The following is a 23,661-nucleotide window of genomic DNA, read 5'->3' on the forward strand; positions in this document are numbered from 1 at the left end:
CGATCGCTGTTTTTATTATTTTCTGGATTAACCAACACCTAGTACGAAGTTAAGCAATTTATCAGAATAAGTTATCTCCTCATCAAGTGATTGTACTTCTTTATTTAAAATGCTCATCTGATCGGTAATGATTCCATCTACACCATAAAACATCATTCGACTGACTGCATCTGAGTCATTGACTGTCCAAACATAAACTTTTTTATTATCCTCATGAGCAGATGAAATAAAGTTTCGATTAATTGTACTATATTCCATTGTTAAAAAGTCTGCAGAAGTAATCGGCGGACCCACAATATTAAAAGGCAAAATATAGCCAACGTAAAATTTTGGTTCAGTTTTCTTCAAATCTTCGACAGTTTGGTAAGTCAAACTCTGTAAAATATGATGTTGTTCCAAAATCTCTGAGCGATATTTGTTAGTGAAACGCTCAACAAGATCTTTCGAGTCATGTTTCGTCGTTTTAATTTCAATCAGTAATTTTTGATTGATTTTTTTAGCAGCTGCTAAATAATCATCAAAAGAAACAAGCGGTGCTTCTTGACCATTTTCTTTAACTGTTAATTTTTCTAGTTCTTCTAAAGTTAAATTTTGTGGTATCTGATTGAGGCCAGTCAAATTCTTCAAATTGAAATCATGCATAACGACGAACTGACCATCTTTTGTTTCTTGAACATCCATTTCAACGTAGTCGGGATGATAAGTTTGACTCGTCTTTTCTAAGGCAGGCAAGGTGTTTTGAACACCATTTTGATTGCTGACACCACGGTGAGAAATGGTTAAAGGTGTAGTTTGTGCGGCAGAAGTCAAGTAGTTCATATTATATAAACAGACACCAACACCAAAGAAAACACAAAAAAGAATAAGTCCAGTATTCTTTAAGGTAGAATGTCGATGTAAGGGTGGCTCAGGAGTGAACCATTCAGGAATTTCTGGTAAAAAACCTTCATCATCCATGAAGTCGACAATAATGTAAAATATTCCAACAGTTGACATAACTATATTAAACAAAAGTATCAATTGTAATAGTGTCATTGCAAAAACAGCACTAATCAATGAATAATCAGGTAAAAAACTCTCAACAGCTGTCTGTGAAATGATGATAAACAGATAACCTAGTGAGGAAATCAGTAAGATACTACCACCGATAATAATAAATTGACCTAGAATCGCAAAGAAACGGGATTTCGTAAGTCGCCAACTTTCTCGAACTGATTCGCGAAATGGTCGATCCCGCAAGATCATTTCTGGTAACGCAAAAATCAGCCGGATACCGATATATGCTAAGAAAAGGTAAACTAAAACGAATAAACTAACGATCACGAGCCGATTTTCAAAAATAAAATCCATAATAAATGAAGGAATTTTGACTTTTGATAGTAAATCAGAATTAAAACTCAATCCGCTTAACGGTAAAATCAGTAGAAAATAAGCTAAGAAAAAGAGAAACGTAACGGGACGAACTTTTTTTAGTTGTAAGATGGTCATTCGAAGCAATTGTTTTAAAGAAACAGGTTTTCTTTTCTTGATGAAGTAAACACTGATTAATAAAAAAGTGAACTCAAAATAGACTAAAAGTAATATCAGCAACAAGACTAAACAAAGCGCACCTAGTACACCAGGATGTTTAGAAAATATAGTTGCGATATTGTCATAAGATAAATAATCAATTGCACCACGATGTAAAATAAAGCGAGTTGTACTGTTCAATAACGGCAGACAAATAAATAAAATGAAGCCGTGCATTAGTAGAACATCACGAAAATAATTTTGTGTTCCTTTGAGAAAATCCCAAGCATTCCCTAAACTATGTTTTAAATAATTCATTTTTATCACCTACTAATCCTATTGTATCCTAAAAATAAAAAAAACACAGGTTAGAGGTCAGACCACTAATCTGTGTCAGAATGTCTTCATTTATTTCATCCTGTTACCCAAGTAAACTGGTCAAGTATTGTCCACCGTAAATCAATGCCATGCTATATAAGAAAATAGAGAGTGGTTTAGCAAGGAAAATAATTAGTGAAAATTTCTTTACGGAAATGTTTGTTAAACCAGCCATCAGGCAAAGTGCGTCATCGGGCGCGACTGGCAAGAAAATTGCAAGCGCAAAAAGTTTTTCGAACCGGCTTTGGTTATCCAACCAACCAATATATTTGTTATATGTTTTATCACTGATTAAAGACAAAATAAATGGTTTTCCGTAGCGTCTACCTAATAGGAAGATAATAACCGAGCCAATACAAATCCCAACGTAGTTATAAACAAAACCAGCATAAGGACCAAAAATCAGAACACCAGCTGCGGTACTGATACCACCGGGAATAATGGGAATGACTACTTGTAGGATCTGAATCAAAATGAAAATAATGGGTCCAAGAATAACTGATTGGCCAACAAGACCTCTCAATGCATTGATGTCTTTGAAGACTCCAAGATTGATAAAGTAAACAGTCAGTGCGATCGACACGCCTAAACCGATAATTGAAATAAAGTTGATAAGTTTTCTTGATGCTGTAACGTTCATTTTGAATCATCTCCTTGAAGTTTTTTAATCTAAGATTACTATACGCGATAAAGTGGCAAATATGCTACTTATTTAGATGACACTACTCAAACAGTTTTGTAAGTTCGAAGTAAGTATAAAAGATTTGTGAAGAAATTACATCCTACTAAAGACTTATTTAAATTTTATCGGGGCATTTTTTTAGTAATTATTTCTTTTTGAAAATAAATATAAATAACGATAGTTTCCTTATCGGATTAGTAACGATGTTTTCACCATAGCTGACAAAAAAAGAGTGAAAAAATAAGGAAAAATGGAATGCTTAAAAAATGAAAGGGAATGCATAATTTGATGAAGAAACATTTACCTATTAGAATTTGATTAAATAGTTTATCTTCATTTGATTTAAATATAACAATTATGAGTAAAATGTTTGCAAAAATGGTTAGTTATCGGTTACAATTAAAGAACATATATGCAGTACAAAGTGGGGGAGTTTTTATGAGAAGAAAAGTCTATACTAAAGATCAAATTCTAAAAGCAGCATACGAAGTTGTTGCTAAAGAAGGCTTCAAAGGATTTACTGCTCGTAACATTGCAAAGAAGATGGGGATTTCGACACAACCTATTTATTTAGAGTTTAAGAATATGGAAGATTTAAAGAATACACTTTTAGATTCTATTTTTGAGCAACTCAAAGAGGAAGTTTTTCCTATCGAGCATACTGGCGACAAAATTATCGATTTAGGTTTAAATTATATCAATTTTGCAAAAAAGCATCATAGTTTGTACATGGCATTGTATATCGATGAACATGGTGATGGTAAAAAAATGCATGATTTTTCATATAATTATTTCTATGAAGCTGCAAAGAAAGACGAGAAATATAGTCATTTATCTGACGAATATATAGATGCGTTACATACGGGTACTTGGGTAGTCGTGACTGGATTAGCTTCATTGATGTCCTCAAACATTATGCAGCCAACAGAAGAACAAATCATTTCTTTGATTTCTAGAACAATTGACTCTGTGCTGTCCATAGACAATCCAGAAGTTATCCGCTAAAAATTTATAAAAGGCTAACGTGGGTGTCTGACTGCGTGTGGCCTTTTTCTTTTGACCTAAAACGAAAAGATTGGCCTGAAAAAATGGTGCTTGACATTTCGGCTGAAAAGATTAAAAATAGAAATCGCGGAAGGTTGGCAGAGTGGTAATGCAGCGGACTCGAAATCCGCCGAACCGGCTAATACCGGCGCGCAGGTTCAAATCCTGTACCTTCCTTAATTAAACTGGAATAAACAAAAAGATTGAGGCTCATGTCTCAATCTTTTTTGTTTTGTCACATAACGACTAAACAAAAAATAATCGTGAATAAATACAGGTTTAATAGAATAAAAATGAGAGAAAAGTAAAAAAAAATCCTTTTTAGTTGTCGTGCAATTAAAAAAATAGAATAGAACAAATGAAAGAGTAAAAATTTCTTTTAACATGAGCGATTAAGATAGCATCATCAAAGAAAACATGTTAAATTAGTTATTGAAAAACTTTTTATTAAATGTGCAAAAGTTTTCATGACTTATTTTCATGTGACGAAACTGTTAGGGAAGAACCTTTCGCCAGCACTTTTCGAGTGTGTTAAGATGAGAATCATGAAATAAAAAATGAAAAAGTAATTTATATTAGGATGTGAAAGTTAAATGTGCGGGATTGTCGGTTTTGTCAATGACAAAGATAACAAGAGTGCAGTTGTAAACGCGATGATGGATCGCATTGTACACCGTGGACCAAATAGTTCTGGTGAGTATGTCGATAAACACGTTGCTTTAGGCTTTAGAAGATTGAGTATTATTGATTTAGAAGGCGGAACACAGCCTATTTATAATGAAGATGGAACAAAGATCATTATCTTTAATGGTGAGATTTATAACTATCGTCCATTAAGAGAAGAATTACTTGCCGCAGGACATGTTTTTCGCACACATGCTGACACGGAAGTCCTACTTCATGGTTATGAAGAATGGGGAACAGAATTATTACAAAAAATTCGTGGAATGTTTGCTTTCGCTATTTGGGACAATGAAAAAAATGAACTTTTCGGTGCCCGTGATCACTTTGGAATCAAACCTTATTACTATGCAAACATGAATGGTACATTCATGTTTGGTTCAGAAATCAAAAGTTTCTTACCACATCCTGATTTCAAAAAAGAATTAAATAAGGAAGCATTGAAACCTTATATGACTTTCCAATATTCACCTTTAAATGGTGAAACGTTCTTTAAAGATGTATACCGTTTACCAGAAGGCCATTATTTTACTTATAAAGACGGCAAGTTAGATATTCAAGAATATTGGGATGCTGATTTTGAAACAAAAGGTACACATTCTCGCCAAGAATGGATTGACAAAATTGATGAAACAGTTAAAGCTTCAATTAAAGCACACACAATCAGTGATGTTGAAGTTGGCTCATTCCTTTCAAGTGGTGTTGACTCAAGTTACGTAACCTCTGTTTTAAAACCCGATCATTCATTTTCAATTGGTTTTGATGATAAAACGTATAATGAGGCAATTGAAGCACGTAAATTAACAGAGATTTTAGATTTAGACAATACTGCGGCGGTTATCGACGGAGATATGTCATTCAAAGCATTCCCATTAATCCAATATCATTTGGATGAGCCAGATTCAAACCCTTCTTGTGTTCCTTTGTATTTTTTAGCTAATCTTGCTTCACAAAGTGTTCGTGTGGTTCAATCCGGTGAAGGAGCGGATGAATTATTTGCGGGTTACCAAACATATGGTTTCCATACAAACTCAAAATTTATTCGTGTGATTGCACAAGGATTGAAAAAATTACCAAAAGGAACACGCTATAGTTTAGGCCGTAAAATTGGTAAAATGAAAAACTTCCACGGACGTATTCATTTATATGAATCACTTGCGCCAGCTAAAGAGTATTTCATTGGTCATGCACGTGTTTTTGAGGAAAAGGAAGCCGCTGATTTATTGACAGCGACTTATCAAGATGCACCATCTGTGAATGAAATCATGGCTGTCCATTACGAAAAAACGGATGGAATCAAAGATGAAGTCAATAAAATGCAATATGTTGACCTGCACCAATGGATGCCAAAAGATATTTTGTTGAAAGCCGACAAATTATCAATGGCAAGTTCTTTGGAAGTTCGTGTGCCATTATTGGATATCGAAGTGATGAAATTAGCACAACAAATTCCAAGTAAATATTTATTAAACCAAAACAACACGAAAGATATTTTCAGACAAGCAGCAAACAAACAGTTGCCAGAAGAATGGTCAAACCGTGTGAAATTAGGTTTCCCTGTGCCAATCAAAGCTTGGTTAAAAGAAGAACATGGTTACCAAGAAGTGAAAGCTTTATTTGAAGCAGACTTTGCAAAAGAATTCTTTGATCAAGATAAAATCATGGAACTATTGGACAATCATCATGAAGGAATCAAAGAAGAGCAACGTAAGATTTGGACAATTTTTAGCTTCTTGACTTGGTATAAAGTTTACTTTATTGATGAAACAATTCCTCAAGCAGAAGCAATTGATTATGTAACTGTTTAAGAAGGATAGAAGCAAACGAGAGTTACTATTTATAAATGAAAAAGCACTTCAGCCATTGGAAAACTTATTTTTCAATGGCTGAAGTGCTTGGATTGATTCTAAATGAGTTAGTTTTTCATTACAAAAAAGCCTAAGGCATTGAATGTAGTAATCTTCAAAAGTTAGATTTTTGTCTAGCTTTTGAAGGTTGCTCCATTGACTGTCCTAGGCTTTTTTATTTTGTTTCTATTCTAATAGATACAAATTATAGTTGAAGTAATTTTTCTAAATGGTCAGCTAAGCCATCTTCTTGGTTTGTTTTTTCCGTAATATCATTAGCGATGCCTTTTAGCTGATCTGTACCATTTGCCATAGCAACGCCCCAACCAGCATACTCTAATAATTCAAGATCATTGTGTTCATCGCCAAACGCGATGACATCTTCTTGTTTGATATCCAGATAATTAGCTACTTGATGAACACCCTTTGCTTTTTCGATTCCTTTAGAAACAATTTCTAGAATGGCTGTTGGGCCACCCCAAGTGCGGACATCTACATAACTGCCGAATTGCCGTGTCAATTCATTTGATACTTGCTCGGCAAATTGTTTTTCTGTACGAACTAATAGAGAAGTCGGGTTAGTTATTAAGTTTTGAGGGGAAAGCAGATTTTTTTCACTTGGATTTGAAGAAGCAAAAATTTTTTCATCGAAAAATTCTAAGCTATCGATAAAAAATGTTTCGCGATTTTCAGCAGCAACGAAGTCAAGATTCAATGCTTTTTTTTGTGAGACAATTTCAAAAGCAATCTCACGGTTGATTTGTGATTCCTTTTCGCCACTCCAAAGTTGATTAGGAATGTGTACAAGAGCCCCATTAAAGTTAACCATTGGGGTTGTTAATTCTAACTGTTGATAAAATTGATAACTCATTCGAAAAGGTCTGCCAGTAGCGATACTAACATAGTGACCTGCTGCAATGGCTTTTTTTAAGGTTTGTTCAGTTTTAGTTGTAATTAAAGAGTCTTGATTCAGAGTAGTCCCATCTAAATCAATGGCAATTAGCTTTTTATTCAATGGCGATAGTCCTTTCTCAGCTGATATTTGTTTTAGTCTAGCATATTTGACGTAATAAACAAGTGACAAAATCAATAACCAAAGAATGAAAAGCAAGCTTTTTTGAAAAAATCAGAGCCAAAACACGAACGTTATTTTCTTTTTGATGATTAAATATCATTTTTTAGTTGAAAAACGAATGAAGCAACTATATAATCAATAATTGTTCGAGGAAATCATGCGTTGGTCTTATTTATTATCTTTCCTCATCAGAAAAAATCAGGGAGTGGAATTTTTTATGGATAAGTTTTTCGGATTGAAGGAAAACAAAACAAATGTATCAACAGAAATAATGGCGGGGGTTACGACGTTCTTTGCAATGAGTTACATTCTTTTTGTTAACCCAACGATTTTATCAGCTTCAGGGATGCCATTTCAAGCAGTTTTCTTGGCAACGATTATCGCTTCAGTTATCGGGACGTTAGTCATGGGATTGTTTGCGAATGTTCCGTATGCGCAAGCACCAGGAATGGGTTTGAATGCCTTCTTTACTTTTACTGTAGTATTCGGTCTTGGTTATTCTTGGCAGGAAGCTTTGGCAATGGTCTTTATTTGTGGTTTGATCAATATTTTTATTACAGTAACAAAAATTCGAAAAATGATTATTCATGCAATTCCAGAAAGTTTACAACATGCCATTGGTGGGGGGATTGGGATTTTCGTTGCGTATGTTGGTATTAAAAATGCTGGGTTTCTTTCTTTCAGTGCGGATCAATCAGCAATTACGAGTTCCGTCGTTGAAAGTGGCAAAGCAACAAATGTAACCATTAATGGTGGAATTGTTCCAGCTTTAGCAAATTTCAATAATGCACCAATTTTATTAGCAGTTATTGGGTTAGTTATTACCGCAATTTTAGTAGTTAAAAATGTTCGCGGTGCAATGTTGATTGGGATTGTAGTGACAACTATCTTAGGTGTATTAATGGGTGTAGTCGATCTTCAAGCCATTGATTGGCAAGCTAATTCATTAGGAAACTCAGTTAAAGAATTAGGAACAACCTTTGGAGCTGCTTTTGGAGCAGAGGGAATGCAATCTTTATTCAGTGATAGTTCAAGACTTCCACAAGTTTTAATGACAATCATTGCATTTAGTTTATCCGATACATTTGACACGATTGGTACATTTATCGGAACAGGACGTCGTACAGGCATTTTCTCAAAAGAAGATGAGGATGCGTTGGAAGACGGAAAAGGATTCAAAACAAAAATGGATAAAGCTTTGTTTGCTGACGCAATTGCGACGTCCGTAGGTGCAGTTTTTGGTACATCAAATACAACAACATATGTTGAATCTGCTGCTGGAATTGGGGCAGGGGGACGAACTGGTTTAACATCAGTAGTTGTCGCTATCTTGTTTGCATTAAGTAGTTTATTTTCTCCGTTGATTGCGATTGTGCCTGCACAAGCAACAGCTTCTGCCTTGATTTTAGTAGGCGTGATGATGATGGCATCATTTGCGGATATCAAATGGGGAAATCTTGATGAAGCTTTACCTGCTTTCTTTGCTTCAATTTTTATGGGACTTTGCTATAGCATTTCTTATGGAATTGCTGCTGGTTTTATTATGTATACAATCGTTAAGGTAGTTAAAGGACAAGCAAAAGAAGTATCGCTTGCTTTGTGGGTGGTTGATATTTTGTTTATCTTGAACTTTATTATTTTAGCTACTATTTAATTAAATTTAATTAAAAAAATTAACAAATTAATAGGAATGATGTTTAGTTTGTTAAAATTTTCAAGACAAAAGGTGCGTCTGTTGACGTTACTTTTTGTCTTTTTCTTTCGCTTAAAGTTATAAAAGTCAGAATTTTTTGTCTTTTTTTATTTTTACTTTCACATTCGTTGCTTGTTGCTTTAAAAATAGGTATGATGAAGAAAGATGAAAGAGGGATGATGAATGGGGATTAAATGGAGAAAGAATTTAATTATTGCATGGATTGGTTGTTTTTTCACTGGTGCAAGTATTAGTTTAGTCATGCCGTTTATTCCTGTTTACGTCGAACAACTAGGAACGCCTAAAGATCAGATTGAATTATTTTCTGGATTAGCGATTTCAGTTACTGCTTTTGCGGCAGCAATCGTTGCTCCAGTTTGGGGGAATTTAGCAGATCGAAAAGGGCGAAAAATTATGATGGTTCGAGCGGCAGCGGGAATGACGATCACCATGGGCTCACTGGCTTTTGTTCCGAATGTGTATTGGCTATTAATCATGCGTTTCTTTAATGGAATTTTATCAGGGTATATTCCAAATGCTACAGCAATGATTGCCTCACAAGCACCAAAGGAAAAAAGCGGTTGGGCATTAGGGACACTTTCGACTGGAGCGATTGCAGGAAATTTGATTGGCCCTTCAATGGGTGGTGCATTGGCACAATGGTTTGGAATGGAAAATGTGTTTATTATCACAGGTGCTGTACTTTTGGTAACAACGATATTAACCATTTTTCTAGTAAAAGAAGATTTTCATCCGGTTGAGAAGAAAGATTTAGTTAGCACGAAAGAAATTTTTTCAAAAATGGACCATTTCTCTATTTTAGTAGGACTATTTATCACCACGTTGATTTTACAAATTGGTGTAACCAGTATCAGTCCGATTTTGACATTGTATATTCGTCAATTAAGTGGGGATATCAACAATGTTCTTTTTATTAGTGGATTGATTGTTTCAGTTGCTGGGGTTTCGGCGGTGTTATCTTCACCTAAATTAGGAAAATTAGGCGATAGAATTGGTAATCATAAGGTGCTGCTTGCTGGGTTGGTTTTATCGTTTTGTTGTTATCTCCCTATGGCGTTCGTTCAAACACCACTACAGCTAGGTATCTTGCGTTTTATTTTAGGCTTTTCGACTGGGGCGTTGATGCCTTCTATTAATACGTTGATTAGCAAAATCACTCCTCAAGAGGGTGTAAGCCGAGTGTATAGTTACAATCAAATGTTTAGTAACTTTGGGCAGGTTTTAGGACCAATGCTTGGTTCGACCGTAGCCCACTCGTTTGGTTACAGTGCAGTTTTCGTGGTAACGAGTTGTTTTGTCTTATCCAATATCGGCCTTTCGCTTTTTAATTTTAGAAAGGTTTTGCGTAGTAAATTTTAAAAAAAGAATTGTAGACAAAAAAACAGATTGGGAAAACTTGCTTTCCCAATCTGTTTTGATTTACTATGAGTGCGATGAGGCTTCTTTTTTTGTTGGAGCAACTGCACCGATTAAGATGATAATGATACCAGTAACTAGTGACAGAATTGCTGTCAAAGTAAAATCGTAAGTTCCTTGTGTCAAGGCACCACCAATGTAACCGACAACTTGTCCTAAAACTAGAGACCAAAATAACGTTACAATATATCGCATGAAGAACACCTCTTTTCTATCCCAATTTTAACAGAATTTTTTTGAATGTAAAGCAAGGTACAAGGCTTCATTGTACTAACGATAGTGAATTTTAACGAAAAAAAAGGCGGAATGCAAGATGTTTTTTCCACAACTGTATACGAGAACTTCGTATTCCTTATTACAAAGCACGATTCGCATCCAAGAATATGTCCGTGAGGCTAAAAAATTGGGTTACACTTATTTAGCTATCACGGATGAGGATGTTTTGTATGGTGCTGCAGAATTTTACCAAGAGTGTGTCAAAGAGGGCATCAAACCAATTATTGGCATACATCTTGAGTATACTTTTGAAGACAATGATTACGGACTGCTAGTTTATGCAAAAGATAAGATTGGGTACCAACAATTGATGAATGTATCGAGCAAAAAGATGATTGAAGGTACTATCGAACTGAACACTTGGACGAAAACAGATCATTTGATTTTAGTTGTTCCGGATAATCACTCTATTGCAAATGATTATGGTGAGGTAGAAACTTTTGCAAGTCATTGGCAAATGCTAAAAGAAAAAGTTCACTCACAAGATTTTTATGGAGGTGTGACTATCCAGACCCCTTCCTCTTCTGAAGAATGGTATGATTTTTTACTAACGGAAGAGGAACAACTATGTGCGTTGCATCCAATTGCAAGTTTGCATCAGGAAGATTTGTTTGCGTTGGAAACAATGAAGCATATTAAAGAAGGAACACAGATTTCACCTGAGGAATTAGTAGAAGTTAGTCAATTAGAAAATAAAAATTTTCTTGAATCAGAGAGTAAGAGAATTCAGCAATTTAATGAGAGACATATGCACAAAGTTCTTGAAACCACTCAAAAATTAGCTGAATCAATAAACTTTGAGTTTCAATTTCATCAAAAGCTATTACCACATTATCCAGTTCCAAATAATGAATCTGCAGCAGTTTACCTGAAACAATTATGTCAAAGCCAATTAGCCAAAAGGGTGAAAACTTTGACACCAAAATATCAAGAACGTTTAGACTATGAATTGTCGATTATTCATCAAATGGGATTCGATGATTACTTTTTAATTGTATGGGATGTGATGGCATTCGCTCACAAACAAAAAATCGTTACTGGTGCGGGGCGGGGGTCAGCAGCTGGTTCATTAGTTGCTTATGTTTTAGCAATCACAGATGTGGATCCTTTGAAATATCATTTACTTTTTGAACGTTTTTTAAATCCTGAACGTTATACAATGCCTGATATCGATTTGGATATTCCTGATAATAAACGTGAAGAAGTCTTGAACTATGTCCGCGAAAAATATGGACAATACCATATGGCACAAATTGCAACTTTTGGCACAATGGCTGCTAAAATGGTATTAAGAGATGTTGCCCGAGTGTTTGGTGTTTCACAAAGTGAGGCAAATCGGTGGTCGAAGGCGATTCCAAATCAGTTAAAAATCACTTTGTCGCAAGCCTACAAATCTTCAAATAAATTAGTTGAATTAGTACAAGCAAATAAAAAAAACCAACTGCTGTTTCAAACAGCAATGATTTTAGAAGGCTTACCACGCCATATATCGACACATGCTGCAGGAGTGGTATTGAGTGACCGAAATCTGTTGGAATTAGTTCCTTTACAGCGGGGATCAGACGAAGCATTTTTAACACAATACACCATGAATGCTGTAGAAGAAATCGGATTGTTGAAGATGGATTTCTTAGGATTACGAAATTTATCGATTATCGATTATGCGCTTAAATCAATCAAACGTGTAGAAAAAATCGATCTTCAACTTAAACAGATACCACTGAACGATGCAAAAACTTTCCATTTATTTCAAAAGGGTGAAACAACAGGCGTTTTCCAATTTGAATCCGCAGGAATTCGAAATGTTTTACGGCGATTAGAACCTGAAAATATCGAAGACATCGCTGCTGTAAATGCTTTGTATCGCCCCGGACCTATGCAAAATATTGATACATTTATTGCACGTAAAAAAGGTAAAGAACTTATCAAATATCCAGATGATACATTAAAACCAATTCTGGAAAATACTTATGGGGTCATTGTTTATCAGGAACAAATTATGCAAATTGCTTCAACAATGGCTGGTTTTTCTTTAGGTCAAGCAGATATTTTGCGTCGTGCGATTAGTAAGAAAAAAAAGGAAGTTATTGATAGAGAAAGAGAACATTTTGTAGCTGGTTCACTGACGCAGGGCTACTCCAAAGAAAAGGCGATTGAAGTTTATGATTATATTGAACGTTTTGCTAATTATGGATTTAATCGGTCGCATGCATTTGCGTATTCATTTGTTGGATTCCAAATGGCTTATCTTAAAGCACATTATCCAGGGGCATTCTTTACTAGCTTGATGAATGCTGTTCGGCACAATACTGCTAAGTTAAAAGAATACCTTGCTGAGGCGAGAAAGAACAAGCTGACATTAAGTCCGCCTTCTATCAATCAAAGTGCTTATGGGTTTGAATTAGTTGATTCACAAATGATTCGTTTTGGATTGACAGCAATCAAAGGAGTTCGACGAGACTTTGTAGAAGAGATTATTAATGAAAGAAAGGCAAAGGGCTCGTTCACATCTGTTGATGAATTTTTGATTCGTATAGATAAGCGTTGGCTTAAAGAAGAGATTTTAAAACCTTTAGTTGCGGTCGGCGCATTTGATGAGCTAGAAAAAAATCGAAAGCAGCTCATGATTGACTTAGAGGGAAAAATTCAAAATGTTCAGTATAGTAGTGGGAGTTTGGATCTTATGGAAATCATGGCGTTGAAAGAAGAAAAAGTTGCAGATTATTCGTTAGATGAACGTTTAGCCCTTGAAGAAGAATATCTAGGTGTTTACTTATCTGGGCACCCCACGGAAGGCTATGAGCGACTACGTTTAGCTAAACGGGTTCAATTGATTACCGAAATCGTGCCTCAGCAGACGGTCAGTTTGTTGTTGTACATCAAAAGTATTCGTGAAATTCGGACAAAAAAAGGTGAACGAATGGCTTTTGTGGAAGGGACAGATAGCTCAGGCGAAGTAACAGTCACCGTTTTTCCCAAGTTGTATCGTCAATTCAGAAATCTTTTTGAAATGAATCGAGTATTATTTGTACAAGGTCGTAGTGAAATAAGCCATTATAACCAAGAATTACAATTGCTCGGTGAAACATTTGCAGATGCCAAAGAATTTGAAAAACAGTTTCCAGATCAAACTTGTTATTTAAGAATTACGGAAGAACAAGAAGACCATGAAACAATGCGTCAATTGAAAACAATTTTTCAGAAACACCCTGGGTACATTCCAGTTGTTTTATACTATGAAAAAAATCATCGGAAAATTGTGTTATCAGAGGAAAATTGGGTAGATGGGAGTAATAGTCTAAAAGGGCAGCTTTCTTATTTACTTCAGGAGGAAAATGTTGTTTTCAAATAAGTTACGGTAAAAAATACTATGTGCTTTCATTTTTTTTCATTTTTTTAGCTATTAACCAAGACAAGTTAGAAAAATAATGTTAGAATGTTAGACGTGGTTATTGCAAACAAACGGTTATAGCCTAAGTCTTCTTAGGATAAAGTATTTTAATGAGGTGAATGTTTATATGAAACGCATCGGAATTTTGACCAGTGGCGGAGACGCACCTGGAATGAACGCAGCGATTCGCGCAGTTGTTCGTAAAGGAATCTATGAAGGTCTAGAAGTTTATGGAATCAACTACGGATTTGCCGGATTAGTTGCCGGAGATATTCGTCGTCTTGACGTTGCTGATGTTGGTGATAAAATCCAACGCGGTGGTACTTTCTTGTACTCTGCTCGTTACCCAGAATTTGCTACAGAAGAAGGGCAATTAAAGGGTATTGAACAATTGAAAAAATTCGGTATTGAAGGATTAGTAGTTATCGGTGGCGATGGCTCTTATCACGGAGCGATGGCTTTAACTAAACGTGGTTTCCCAGCAGTGGGAATTCCTGGAACAATTGATAATGATATTCCTGGTACAGACTTCACAATCGGTTTTGATACAGCAATCAATACAGTGCTTGAATCAATTGACCGCATTCGTGACACAGCTACATCACACGTTCGTACATTCGTTATCGAAGTAATGGGACGTAACGCTGGCGATATCGCTCTATGGTCAGGTGTTGCAGGTGGTGCTGACGAAATCATCATTCCAGAACATGACTTTGACATGGCTGCTGTTGCTAAAAAAATCCAAGAAGGCCGCGATCGTGGTAAAAAACATTGCTTGATCATCTTGGCTGAAGGTGTAATGGGCGGAAATGAATTTGCTGAAAAACTTTCAGAATTCGGTGACTACCATACACGCGTATCTATCTTAGGACACGTTGTTCGTGGGGGCGCACCAAGCGCACGTGACCGTGTGTTAGCAAGTAAATTTGGCGCTTATGCTGTTGAATTATTACAACAAGGTAAAGGCGGACTATGTGTTGGTATCCACGACAATGAAATCGTTGCTTCTGACATCATTGATACTTTGGAAAACAACAAACATAAACCAGACTTATCATTATACGAATTAAATAATACTCTTTCATTCTAAAGTGATTTGAGCAAAAGAAGGAATGAGTAGAGCAAACTTTGTTTGACTCAACTAAATTATCTATATTAGTAGCTATTTAAGCTGTAAAGCTTTAAATAAACAAAATTGAATGGGAGCGTTTTGTAAAATGAAAAAAACCAAAATCGTTAGTACATTAGGACCAGCAAGTAACTCAGTAGAAACTATTTCTAAACTGATCGAATCTGGAGCAAATGTCTTCCGTTTTAACTTCTCACATGGAGATCATGAAGAACAATTATCACGTATGGTAATGGTTCGTGAAGCTGTTAAACAAACAGGTAAAGATGTAGGTATCCTTTTAGATACTAAAGGTGCAGAAATCCGTACAACTGTTCAAGGAACAACAGAAGCTGATTTTGGCCGTGCTGGCTATATCAAATTTGAAGTTGGAGATCAAACTCGTATCTCAATGGATCCTGAACATGTTGGTTCAAAAGAAAAAATCGCTGTAACTTATCCAGGTTTATTCGATGACGTTCACGTTGGTGGACACATCTTATTCGATGATGGTCTTATTGACATGGAAATCGTTGAAAAAGACGAAGCAAACCGCGAATTAGTTGTAGTAGTGAAAAATGCAGGTATGCTAGGATCACGTAAAGGGGTTAATGCACCAGGCGTATCAATCAGCTTACCAGGTATTACAGAAAAAGATGCTGACGATATTCGTTTCGGTTTAGATAACGACATCGACTTTATCGCTGCAAGTTTTGTACGTAAAGCGCAAGACGTTTTAGACATTCGTGAAATTTTAGAAGAAAAAAATATGACACACGTTCAAATTTTCCCTAAAATTGAATCTGAAGAAGGTATCGACAACATCGACGAAATCATCAAAGTTTCTGATGGTGTTATGATTGCTCGTGGTGATATGGGTGTTGAAATCCCAGCTGAATTAGTACCAATGGTTCAAAAACGTATCATTAAAAAATGTAACGCTGCTGGTATCCCAGTTATTACAGCTACACAAATGTTAGAATCAATGCAAGAAAACCCACGTCCAACACGTGCCGAAGCATCTGACGTTGCCAACGCTGTATTTGATGGTACAGACGCAACAATGTTATCAGGTGAATCTGCAAATGGTGACTACCCAGTAGAAGCTGTTGCAACAATGGCTCGTATTGACCAAGAAGCTGAAAAAGCTTTAGCTGAATTAGGTACATTCCAAATCAATCAATTTGACAAAACTGATGTTACTGAAACAATCGGTTTGTCAGTAGCTCGTGCTGCTAAAAACTTAGGTGTTAAAACAATCGTTGCTGCAACTGAGTCTGGTTACACAGCTAAAATGATTTCTAAATACCGTCCAGATGCTGACATCTTGGCAGTTACATTTGACGAACGCACAAAACGTGGTTTGATGTTAAACTGGGGCGTATACCCAACAGTTACTGAAAAACCAACAACTACTGATGAAATGTTTGAATTAGCTGCTAAAAAAGCAGTTGAATTAGGCTTTGCTTCAGAAGGCGATTTAATCTTGATCACTGCTGGTGTACCAGTTGGTGAACGTGGAACAACTAACGTAATGAAAATTCAAATGATTGGTTCTAAATTATTAGAAGCTCAAGGCGTTGGTCAAAAATCTGTTGTTGCAAACGCAGTAGTTGCTTCATCTGCTGAAGAAGCAATTAAAAAAGCAAAAGACGGCATGGTATTAGTGGTTCCAACAACTGATAAAGAATACATGCCTGCTATTGAAAAAGCAGCAGCAGTCGTAGTTGAAGAAGGCGGCTTAACTTCACACGCAGCAGTTGTAGGTATCGCTCAAGATATTCCTGTAATTGTTGGTGCAAAAGATGCAACTTCAACAATCGTTGATGGTGAATTGATTACTGTTGATTCACGTCGTGGTATTGTATACCGTGGCGAAACAACAGCTATCTAATTTACTAGATAGTATAAAAAAAACAGCTCCTCAATCTGAGGGGCTGTTTTTTTGTGTCTGAATGAATTCATTGATGACACGGACAACTTGTTGCTGTAAATCTGTTGGCAATTGTTGTGTGCGTGTGACAAGTGAAATCAAAAAGCGTGGTTGTACAGTATCGGTTAGTGGAAGCGCAATCAACTGGTCTTCTTGATGGATCGCAATCTCTGTTAAAAATCCTATCCCAACTTGTTCCCGAATCATACTTTTTAGAATGGATAAATCATTACTTTGGTAAACGATCTTTGGCTCGATATGTGTTTGCTTTGCTAGTTTTGAGAAAGCAGTTGGATGGACGTAATGCTCGTTTAATAAAACAAATTCTTCGTTAATCAATTCTTTGAATGAAACAGCTTGCTTTTGGGCAAGAGGATGTTCAGGTGAGACGACAATCATAAATCGCTTGTCTAAGAGCAATTGCGTTTCTAACGACTGATCAACAATTGGCTGAGTTGAACCGAGTAAAGCCAAATCAATTTGTCCTTGATGAATCATTCCATATAAGTCGCGAGAACCACCATCAATGATTTCCAATTGACTCATCAATTTTTGTCGAATAAAGTAGCCGGATAATTTTGGAAAATATTCGTTTCCAATAATCGGTGGCATGCCAAGACGAATTTTTTTTGTTTGTAGTTGTTGGATCTCTGCTTTTGCACGAGTAATTTCTTGAAGGATAGACTGTGCATGGATAAATAGTTGGTAGCCAGCAGGCGTGATCAATAATTCATTGTGCGAACGATCTCGGACGATGAGAACGGCATTCAACTCTTTCTCTAATCGTTGGACAGCGTAAGTAATTGTAGGTTGACTAACATGAAATAGATTCGCAACTTTTGTAAAATTTTTTAATTTGATTAACTGGACATAATATTCAATGTCTCGTGTGTTCATATGTTAGCTCCTCTCATTATCCATATAAATAATATTTATTGTAATAGATTCATTTCTTGATAGCAACTGAAAACTCTATGAAGTGATTCGAATAATTAAAAAGAAAAGATTAAGCAGATACACTTGGAAATTTTACGAAATCAATAAACGATTACTTGTTATTTCGATTGAATAGAAATAAAACTCAAATTTTTTTTCGGAAAAGAATTCAATGACATGAAAGACGTCTCAATAGAACTTTGGCAAAAAAGAAAACGAAAATTTTGTCACTAAAGTAAAAAAAGAAAACTGATTTTGTATTTAATGTACTGTTTTTTTATGAAGTGTAAGGTGTCAAGAAAATTTCATTGACAAGGACGTTTTTGCCCTGTATAATTGCTTTTGTTGCTTAGGAGTGATGAAAAATGAAATGGTCTTTACTAGAATTACGAAAATATCAAGAGACACCATTAGTATTTCATGAAACACTTGATTTAAAATCAAGTTTGATGAAACGTGATAACTTAATACTCGATGTTGCACCAGTGGCTGTTGAAGGATTTATTTCCGTTGATAAAAAAGGCTATATCGTTCATTACACTGTGCAAACGACTCTGACTGTTCCATCAACACGTTCATTAGAACCTGTTGAGCTAGTAATGGATTTTCCAGTTGATGAATTATTCATGACAGTAGAACAGTACCAAAGTCGAGACGAACAATTATCGGCTGATGATATTTTGTTGATTGAAGGCACACAGCTTGATTTGACAGAGTCAATCGAAGATAATATTTTATTGGCGATTCCAATGCGTGTGCTTACTGAAGCAGAGGAAATAGATGAAGCCAATCTGCCTAAAGGTATGGATTGGGAAGTTATTTCTGAAGCAGAACATGAGCGCAGAAAAATGGAAGAAGCTGAGACAAAAGTAGATCCTCGTCTTGCAAAACTATCGGAATTTTTTGATGATGAATCAAAGGAATAAAGATAATAAGTAAGATTGGAATATATTGCATCTAATTTGATGCAAGACTTTACAAGGAGGTGTAGCAAAATGGCAGTACCAGCTAGAAGAACATCAAAAGCTAAAAAAGCAAAACGTCGTACACACTACAAATTGACAATCAAAGGGTTAAACGAATGTCCTAACTGTGGTGAAATGAAAAAAAGCCATCACGTATGTACAAATTGTGGTTACTATGATGGTAAGGACGTAATGTCTAAAGAAGCTTAATACATTTTAATTAGAAAATGTAAAACCTCAAGGCTAACCATGGAGCCTTGGGGTTTATTTTTTTCTCGAAAAACGCCAAAATATTTTGCACATTGGTTTGCATTGCACCGATGATAGGCTATAATGAGAGAGATTAGGGGAGTAACCCCAAATGTAGGAGGAGTTCATATGACGAAACAACAAATCGGCGTTGTCGGTATGGCCGTTATGGGCAAAAACTTAGCCTTGAATATTGAAAGCCGCGGTTATTCAGTCGCATTATTTAACCGCACTGGTTCAAAAACGACAGAAGTAGTAGAAGAACATCCAGATAAAAACTTTAAAGCAACTTATACAATGGAAGACTTTGTTGCTTCAATTGAAAAACCACGTCGTATTCTTTTGATGGTTAAAGCAGGACCAGCTACGGATGCGACGATTCAAGAATTATTACCTCATTTAGATAAAGGTGATATTTTGATTGATGGCGGAAATACATTCTTCAAAGATACGATCCGTCGTAACGAAGAATTAGCAAATTCTGGAATCAACTTTATTGGTACTGGTGTTTCTGGTGGAGAAGAAGGCGCACTTAAAGGTCCTTCTATCATGCCTGGTGGTCAAAAAGAAGCCTACGAACTAGTGGCACCGATTTTAGAACAAATTTCTGCTAAAGCAGAAGATGGCGAACCATGTGTCACTTACATCGGACCAAATGGTGCAGGACATTATGTAAAAATGGTTCACAATGGAATTGAGTACGGAGACATGCAATTGATTGCTGAGTCTTATGATTTAATGAAGAACATTCTTGGACTATCAGTTGAAGAAATGGCTGAAATCTTCAAGGAATGGAATCAAGGTGAACTTGATAGCTACTTAATCGAGATCACTGCTGACATTTTAACTCGTAAAGATGATGAGGGTACAGGCAAACCGATTGTTGATGTTATCCTTGATGCTGCTGGTAATAAAGGAACCGGTAAATGGACAAGCCAAAGTGCTTTAGATTTAGGCGTGCCACTTCCATTGATCACAGAATCTGTCTTTGCTCGTTATATCTCTGCTTATAAAGAGGAACGTGTCCAAGCAAGTAAAATTTTGTCAAATCCAAATAATTTTGAATATACTGGCGACAAAAAAGAATTAGTTGAGAAAATTCGTGAAGCATTGTACTTTAGCAAAATCATGAGTTATGCTCAAGGCTTTGCTCAATTACGAGTGGCTTCAAAAGAGTATGATTGGGATTTGCCATTTGGCGAAATTGCTAAAATCTGGCGTGCAGGATGTATTATCCGTGCTCGTTTCTTACAAAAAATTACAGATGCGTATGATAAAGACCCAGATATCGAAAACTTATTGTTAGATGATTATTTTGTTGAAATCACGAAGAAATATCAACAAGCTGTGAGAGATGTAGTTGCTTTAGCTGTTCAAGCTGGTGTACCAGTACCAACATTCTCTTCAGCAATCTCTTACTTTGATTCATATAGAGCAGAGCGTTTGCCAGCTAATATTATTCAAGCACAACGTGATTATTTTGGTGCACACACGTATGAACGTGTGGATAAAGAAGGAATCTTCCACTACTCTTGGTATCATGAAGAGTAAGTAGTTCTTGACTTTGCAAAACTGAAAAATTAGCGAAATCATGATAGAGCTGAAGTCATTTGTTACGAATAGACTTCGGCTCTTTTTAAAATTGTTTATTCATGATAGAATGACTATAGATTTTTAAGTAGAATATCGGTATAATGATAGAGTTTGTAGAAATCGCGTAGAGGGAAAGGATAAAATAATAGATGAGTAATATTCTAATCATTGAAGATGAAAAGAACTTAGCTCGCTTTGTCGAGTTGGAATTAAAGCATGAAGGGTATAATGCTGAAGTTCATTATAATGGTCGTACTGGATTAGACGCCGCTTTAAATAATGAATGGGATGCCATTTTACTAGATTTGATGTTACCTGAATTAAATGGATTAGAAGTTTGTCGACGTGTCCGTCAAGTGAAGAATACACCAATCATCATGATGACTGCTAGAGATTCTGTGATTGATCGTGTGTCAGGTTTAGACCATGGAGCAGATGACTATATTGTTAAGCCATTTGCAATCGAAGAATTATTAGCCCGCTTGCGAGCTTTGTTACGTCGAATCGATATCGAAGGTGATAAAAACGTAGCAAAACAAACAACAATTACTTATCGTGACCTAACGATTGAAAAAGAAAATCGCGTGGTACGTCGTGGAAATGAAGTAATTGAATTAACCAAACGTGAATATGAGTTATTATTGACTTTGATGGAAAACGTCAATGTTGTATTAGCTCGCGATGTTCTATTAAACAAAGTTTGGGGTTATGAAACAGAAGTCGAAACAAATGTTGTCGATGTATATATTCGTTACTTGCGTAATAAGATTGATGTTCCTGGGGAGGAAAGTTACATCCAAACTGTCCGTGGAACAGGTTATGTGATGCGCTCGTGATCAAACCGAAAAAATCGGAAAAAAGAGAACTGAAAGGCCCTTCCTTGACCATCAAGTGGGCTTTTGCAAGTTCTTTCTTTATATTTGTTGTTTTTACTATTTTTGCAGTTATTACTTACAAATCTTCAATTAATCTAATTGTTGCTAAAGAACGAAACAATGTGGAACGAACGATTTCGCAAGTGGCTTCCCGTTTAGCTAATTCAGATGAAGAGCTGACTTTAGTCAATACGTACCGAAATTTAACGAATACAACTACTAATGATAGTAACATTGATGATCAAACGACGAATATCGAAGGGAACTTGATGAAAATTGATTCCTTCATTGCTGAACTTGGTCAGTCATCATTAGATTTGTTCGTCTATGATTTAGAAGAAAAGTTGATATTTAAGACACAACAGCATAGTCAAGCGTTGTTGCAAACAACCAGAAAAGTTCCGACAATTGTGACAATTGATGGTAGAACAGGATTTTTGTCAATCCAGCCAATCTATTCTAAAGGGACTCGAGAAAAAATTGGGTATGCACAAACTTTCTATGAATTGTCCTCTTTTTATGATATACGGAATAAATTATTGCTGACACTGATTATTTTAGAAGTCGTTTCGTTGATTCTAAGTAGTATCTTAGGTTTTTTCCTATCTTCTTATTTCCTGAAACCGTTAAAAGTTCTGCGAGATACGATGGATACTATCCGAAAGGACCCTCAGTCGAATATCCATATGCCTGAAATTGATACAAATGACGAGTTGGCAGATTTAGCTGAAATCTTTAATGAGATGCTTGATCGAATGCGTCTATATATGGAACAACAAGAACAATTTGTTCAAGATGTGTCTCATGAATTACGAACACCTGTTGCAATCATTGAAGGGCATTTGAGTTTGCTAAATCGTTGGGGAAAAGATGATCCTGAAATCTTAGAAGAGTCTCTTAGCGCAAGTATGCAAGAAATTAGCCGTATGAAGAGCCTTGTTCAAGAAATGTTGGATCTTTCTAGAGCGGAGCAAGTTGATATTCATTATGGTAACGAAACTACAAAAGGAAAAGAAGTTACCTATCAAGTCTATAATAATTTTAAGATTCTATATCCAGATTATGTAATCACTTTGGATGATGATCTATCTAAGGAAGTGATTTTACAAATCTATCGTAATCATTTTGAACAATTGATCATTATCATTCTTGATAATGCAGTCAAATACTCTACGACTAGAAAAGAAGTACATATTTCTATTTCTTCTACGTTAAGTGAATTTGAGATTGCGATTCAAGACTTTGGTGAGGGAATCCCACAAGAAGATTTGAAGAAAATATTCAATCGGTTTTATCGAGTTGATAAAGCTAGAGCACGTACAAAAGGTGGAAATGGGCTTGGATTATCTATAGCTAAACAATTAGTCGAAAGCTATAGGGGGAGAATTATTGCTGAGAGCGTTGTTGGACAAGGGACGATTTTTCGGATATTCATTCCAATAGTAAAATCTGAAGACAAGTAAAACAATTTCGTTTTGCTTGTCTTTTCCGTTTTTATAGAAAAGGGCTGCAAGGTAAAAGAAACGCAAGTATTTGATGGACGAACTATAAGCGCTAATCTGTAAAGCTTAGCAAGAAAATAGCAGAAAAAATAGAACAAAGAAGAAACTTTTTTTTTGAATATTCGTTTTTAAAAATATTATTCAAAAAAGTAATTATTTCTGTTGCAATTTAAGAAATAGATTGCTATATTATTATTTGTTCTCAAATAATTCTTTACTTACTAACAACACTAATTTCTTTAAAAAAGAGTGTTGACGAATAAAGAATGACATGTTAGAATAACAAAGTCGCTTGAGAAAAAAGCTTCAAAAAGTTTGATATCTCAATAAAAAAGTTATTGACAAATAACGAATAAGATGTTAAACTTATCAAGTCGTTAAATAAACGGCTTGAAATTAAAAAACAAAAAGTGTTGACAACTTCTAAAGAATCTGTTAAGATATAAAAGTTGTTAAAACAAATTGATTAGACCTTTGAAAACTGAAC

The 23,661-nt window shown here is 35.6% G+C and carries 17 protein-coding genes and 1 tRNA gene; 13 read left to right on the plus strand and 5 right to left on the minus strand.

Going from position 1 to position 23,661, the window contains the following annotated elements; all coding sequences use genetic code 11:
• Positions 1–27: 27 nt before the first annotated feature.
• Both DOK81_RS02825 and DOK81_RS02830 read right to left on the minus strand, forming a co-directional pair.
• Positions 28–1,827, minus strand: coding sequence for a glycerophosphodiester phosphodiesterase (locus DOK81_RS02825; protein ID WP_206907843.1), 1,800 nt, complete (start codon positions 1,825–1,827; stop codon positions 28–30).
• Positions 1,828–1,930: 103 nt separating this feature from the next.
• Positions 1,931–2,527 carry a VTT domain-containing protein gene (locus DOK81_RS02830; RefSeq protein ID WP_206907845.1) on the minus strand — a complete coding sequence of 199 codons (597 nt, stop codon included), beginning with the start codon at positions 2,525–2,527 and terminating at the stop codon, positions 1,931–1,933.
• Positions 2,528–3,007: 480 nt separating this feature from the next.
• Here DOK81_RS02830 and DOK81_RS02835 point away from each other — a divergent pair, with 480 nt between their 5' ends.
• The 3 genes from DOK81_RS02835 (at position 3,008) to asnB (ending at position 6,102) form a co-directional block, all read left to right on the plus strand.
• A complete protein-coding gene (locus DOK81_RS02835) occupies positions 3,008–3,574 on the plus strand; it encodes a TetR/AcrR family transcriptional regulator (RefSeq protein WP_206907847.1) in 567 nt (188 codons plus the stop codon).
• A gap of 128 nt (positions 3,575–3,702) precedes the next feature.
• A tRNA-Ser gene (locus tag DOK81_RS02840) sits at positions 3,703–3,790 on the plus strand.
• Between the two features lie 416 nt (positions 3,791–4,206).
• Positions 4,207–6,102 carry an asparagine synthase (glutamine-hydrolyzing) gene (gene asnB, locus DOK81_RS02845; RefSeq protein ID WP_206907848.1) on the plus strand — a complete coding sequence of 632 codons (1,896 nt, stop codon included), beginning with the start codon at positions 4,207–4,209 and terminating at the stop codon, positions 6,100–6,102.
• 244 nt (positions 6,103–6,346) lie between these two features.
• Here asnB and DOK81_RS02850 read toward each other — a convergent pair whose 3' ends face one another.
• Positions 6,347–7,156: a Cof-type HAD-IIB family hydrolase gene (locus DOK81_RS02850; RefSeq protein WP_206907850.1), complete on the minus strand. Its 810-nt coding sequence runs from the start codon at positions 7,154–7,156 to the stop codon at positions 6,347–6,349.
• 277 nt (positions 7,157–7,433) lie between these two features.
• On the opposite strand from DOK81_RS02850, the gene DOK81_RS02855 reads away from it, so the two are divergent.
• Together DOK81_RS02855 and DOK81_RS02860 are read left to right on the plus strand one after the other, a co-directional pair.
• Positions 7,434–8,870: an NCS2 family permease gene (locus tag DOK81_RS02855; RefSeq protein ID WP_206907852.1), complete on the plus strand. Its 1,437-nt coding sequence runs from the start codon at positions 7,434–7,436 to the stop codon at positions 8,868–8,870.
• A 222-nt stretch (positions 8,871–9,092) separates the two neighbouring features.
• Entirely contained in the window at positions 9,093–10,289 is a 1,197-nt protein-coding gene (locus tag DOK81_RS02860; protein WP_206907853.1) for a multidrug efflux MFS transporter, read from the plus strand.
• Positions 10,290–10,352: 63 nt separating this feature from the next.
• On the opposite strand, the gene DOK81_RS02865 is transcribed toward DOK81_RS02860, so the two are convergent.
• Positions 10,353–10,541 carry a YjzD family protein gene (locus DOK81_RS02865; protein ID WP_206898587.1) on the minus strand — a complete coding sequence of 63 codons (189 nt, stop codon included), beginning with the start codon at positions 10,539–10,541 and terminating at the stop codon, positions 10,353–10,355.
• Between the two features lie 118 nt (positions 10,542–10,659).
• Between DOK81_RS02865 and dnaE the strand changes: the two genes are divergently transcribed.
• From dnaE to pyk, 3 genes are all read left to right on the plus strand, one after another.
• Entirely contained in the window at positions 10,660–13,974 is a 3,315-nt protein-coding gene (gene dnaE / locus DOK81_RS02870; protein WP_206907855.1) for a DNA polymerase III subunit alpha, read from the plus strand.
• 166 nt (positions 13,975–14,140) lie between these two features.
• Positions 14,141–15,103 carry a 6-phosphofructokinase gene (gene pfkA / locus DOK81_RS02875; RefSeq protein WP_067484127.1) on the plus strand — a complete coding sequence of 321 codons (963 nt, stop codon included), beginning with the start codon at positions 14,141–14,143 and terminating at the stop codon, positions 15,101–15,103.
• A gap of 127 nt (positions 15,104–15,230) precedes the next feature.
• Positions 15,231–17,015, plus strand: coding sequence for a pyruvate kinase (gene pyk / locus DOK81_RS02880; protein ID WP_206907856.1), 1,785 nt, complete (start codon positions 15,231–15,233; stop codon positions 17,013–17,015).
• Positions 17,016–17,045: 30 nt separating this feature from the next.
• On the opposite strand, the gene DOK81_RS02885 is transcribed toward pyk, so the two are convergent.
• The gene (locus DOK81_RS02885; protein ID WP_206907857.1) at positions 17,046–17,951 is read right to left on the minus strand and encodes a LysR substrate-binding domain-containing protein; all 906 of its coding nucleotides are present in this window, start codon (positions 17,949–17,951) and stop codon (positions 17,046–17,048) included.
• A 404-nt stretch (positions 17,952–18,355) separates the two neighbouring features.
• Between DOK81_RS02885 and DOK81_RS02890 the strand changes: the two genes are divergently transcribed.
• From DOK81_RS02890 to DOK81_RS02910, 5 genes are all read left to right on the plus strand, one after another.
• Entirely contained in the window at positions 18,356–18,916 is a 561-nt protein-coding gene (locus tag DOK81_RS02890) for a YceD family protein (RefSeq protein WP_206907858.1), read from the plus strand.
• 69 nt (positions 18,917–18,985) lie between these two features.
• Entirely contained in the window at positions 18,986–19,165 is a 180-nt protein-coding gene (gene rpmF, locus DOK81_RS02895; RefSeq protein WP_067484136.1) for a 50S ribosomal protein L32, read from the plus strand.
• Positions 19,166–19,333: 168 nt separating this feature from the next.
• Positions 19,334–20,755 carry an NADP-dependent phosphogluconate dehydrogenase gene (gene gndA / locus DOK81_RS02900; RefSeq protein ID WP_206907859.1) on the plus strand — a complete coding sequence of 474 codons (1,422 nt, stop codon included), beginning with the start codon at positions 19,334–19,336 and terminating at the stop codon, positions 20,753–20,755.
• A 191-nt stretch (positions 20,756–20,946) separates the two neighbouring features.
• Positions 20,947–21,633 carry a response regulator transcription factor gene (locus DOK81_RS02905; protein WP_002290973.1) on the plus strand — a complete coding sequence of 229 codons (687 nt, stop codon included), beginning with the start codon at positions 20,947–20,949 and terminating at the stop codon, positions 21,631–21,633.
• Positions 21,630–23,135: a HAMP domain-containing histidine kinase gene (locus tag DOK81_RS02910; RefSeq protein WP_206907860.1), complete on the plus strand. Its 1,506-nt coding sequence runs from the start codon at positions 21,630–21,632 to the stop codon at positions 23,133–23,135. The genes DOK81_RS02905 and DOK81_RS02910 overlap by 4 nt, the downstream gene beginning before the upstream one ends.
• Positions 23,136–23,661 lie beyond the last annotated feature (526 nt).

The sequence above is a fragment of the Enterococcus sp. DIV0660C genome (assembly GCF_017316125.1).
Lineage (GTDB): Bacteria > Bacillota > Bacilli > Lactobacillales > Enterococcaceae > Enterococcus_B.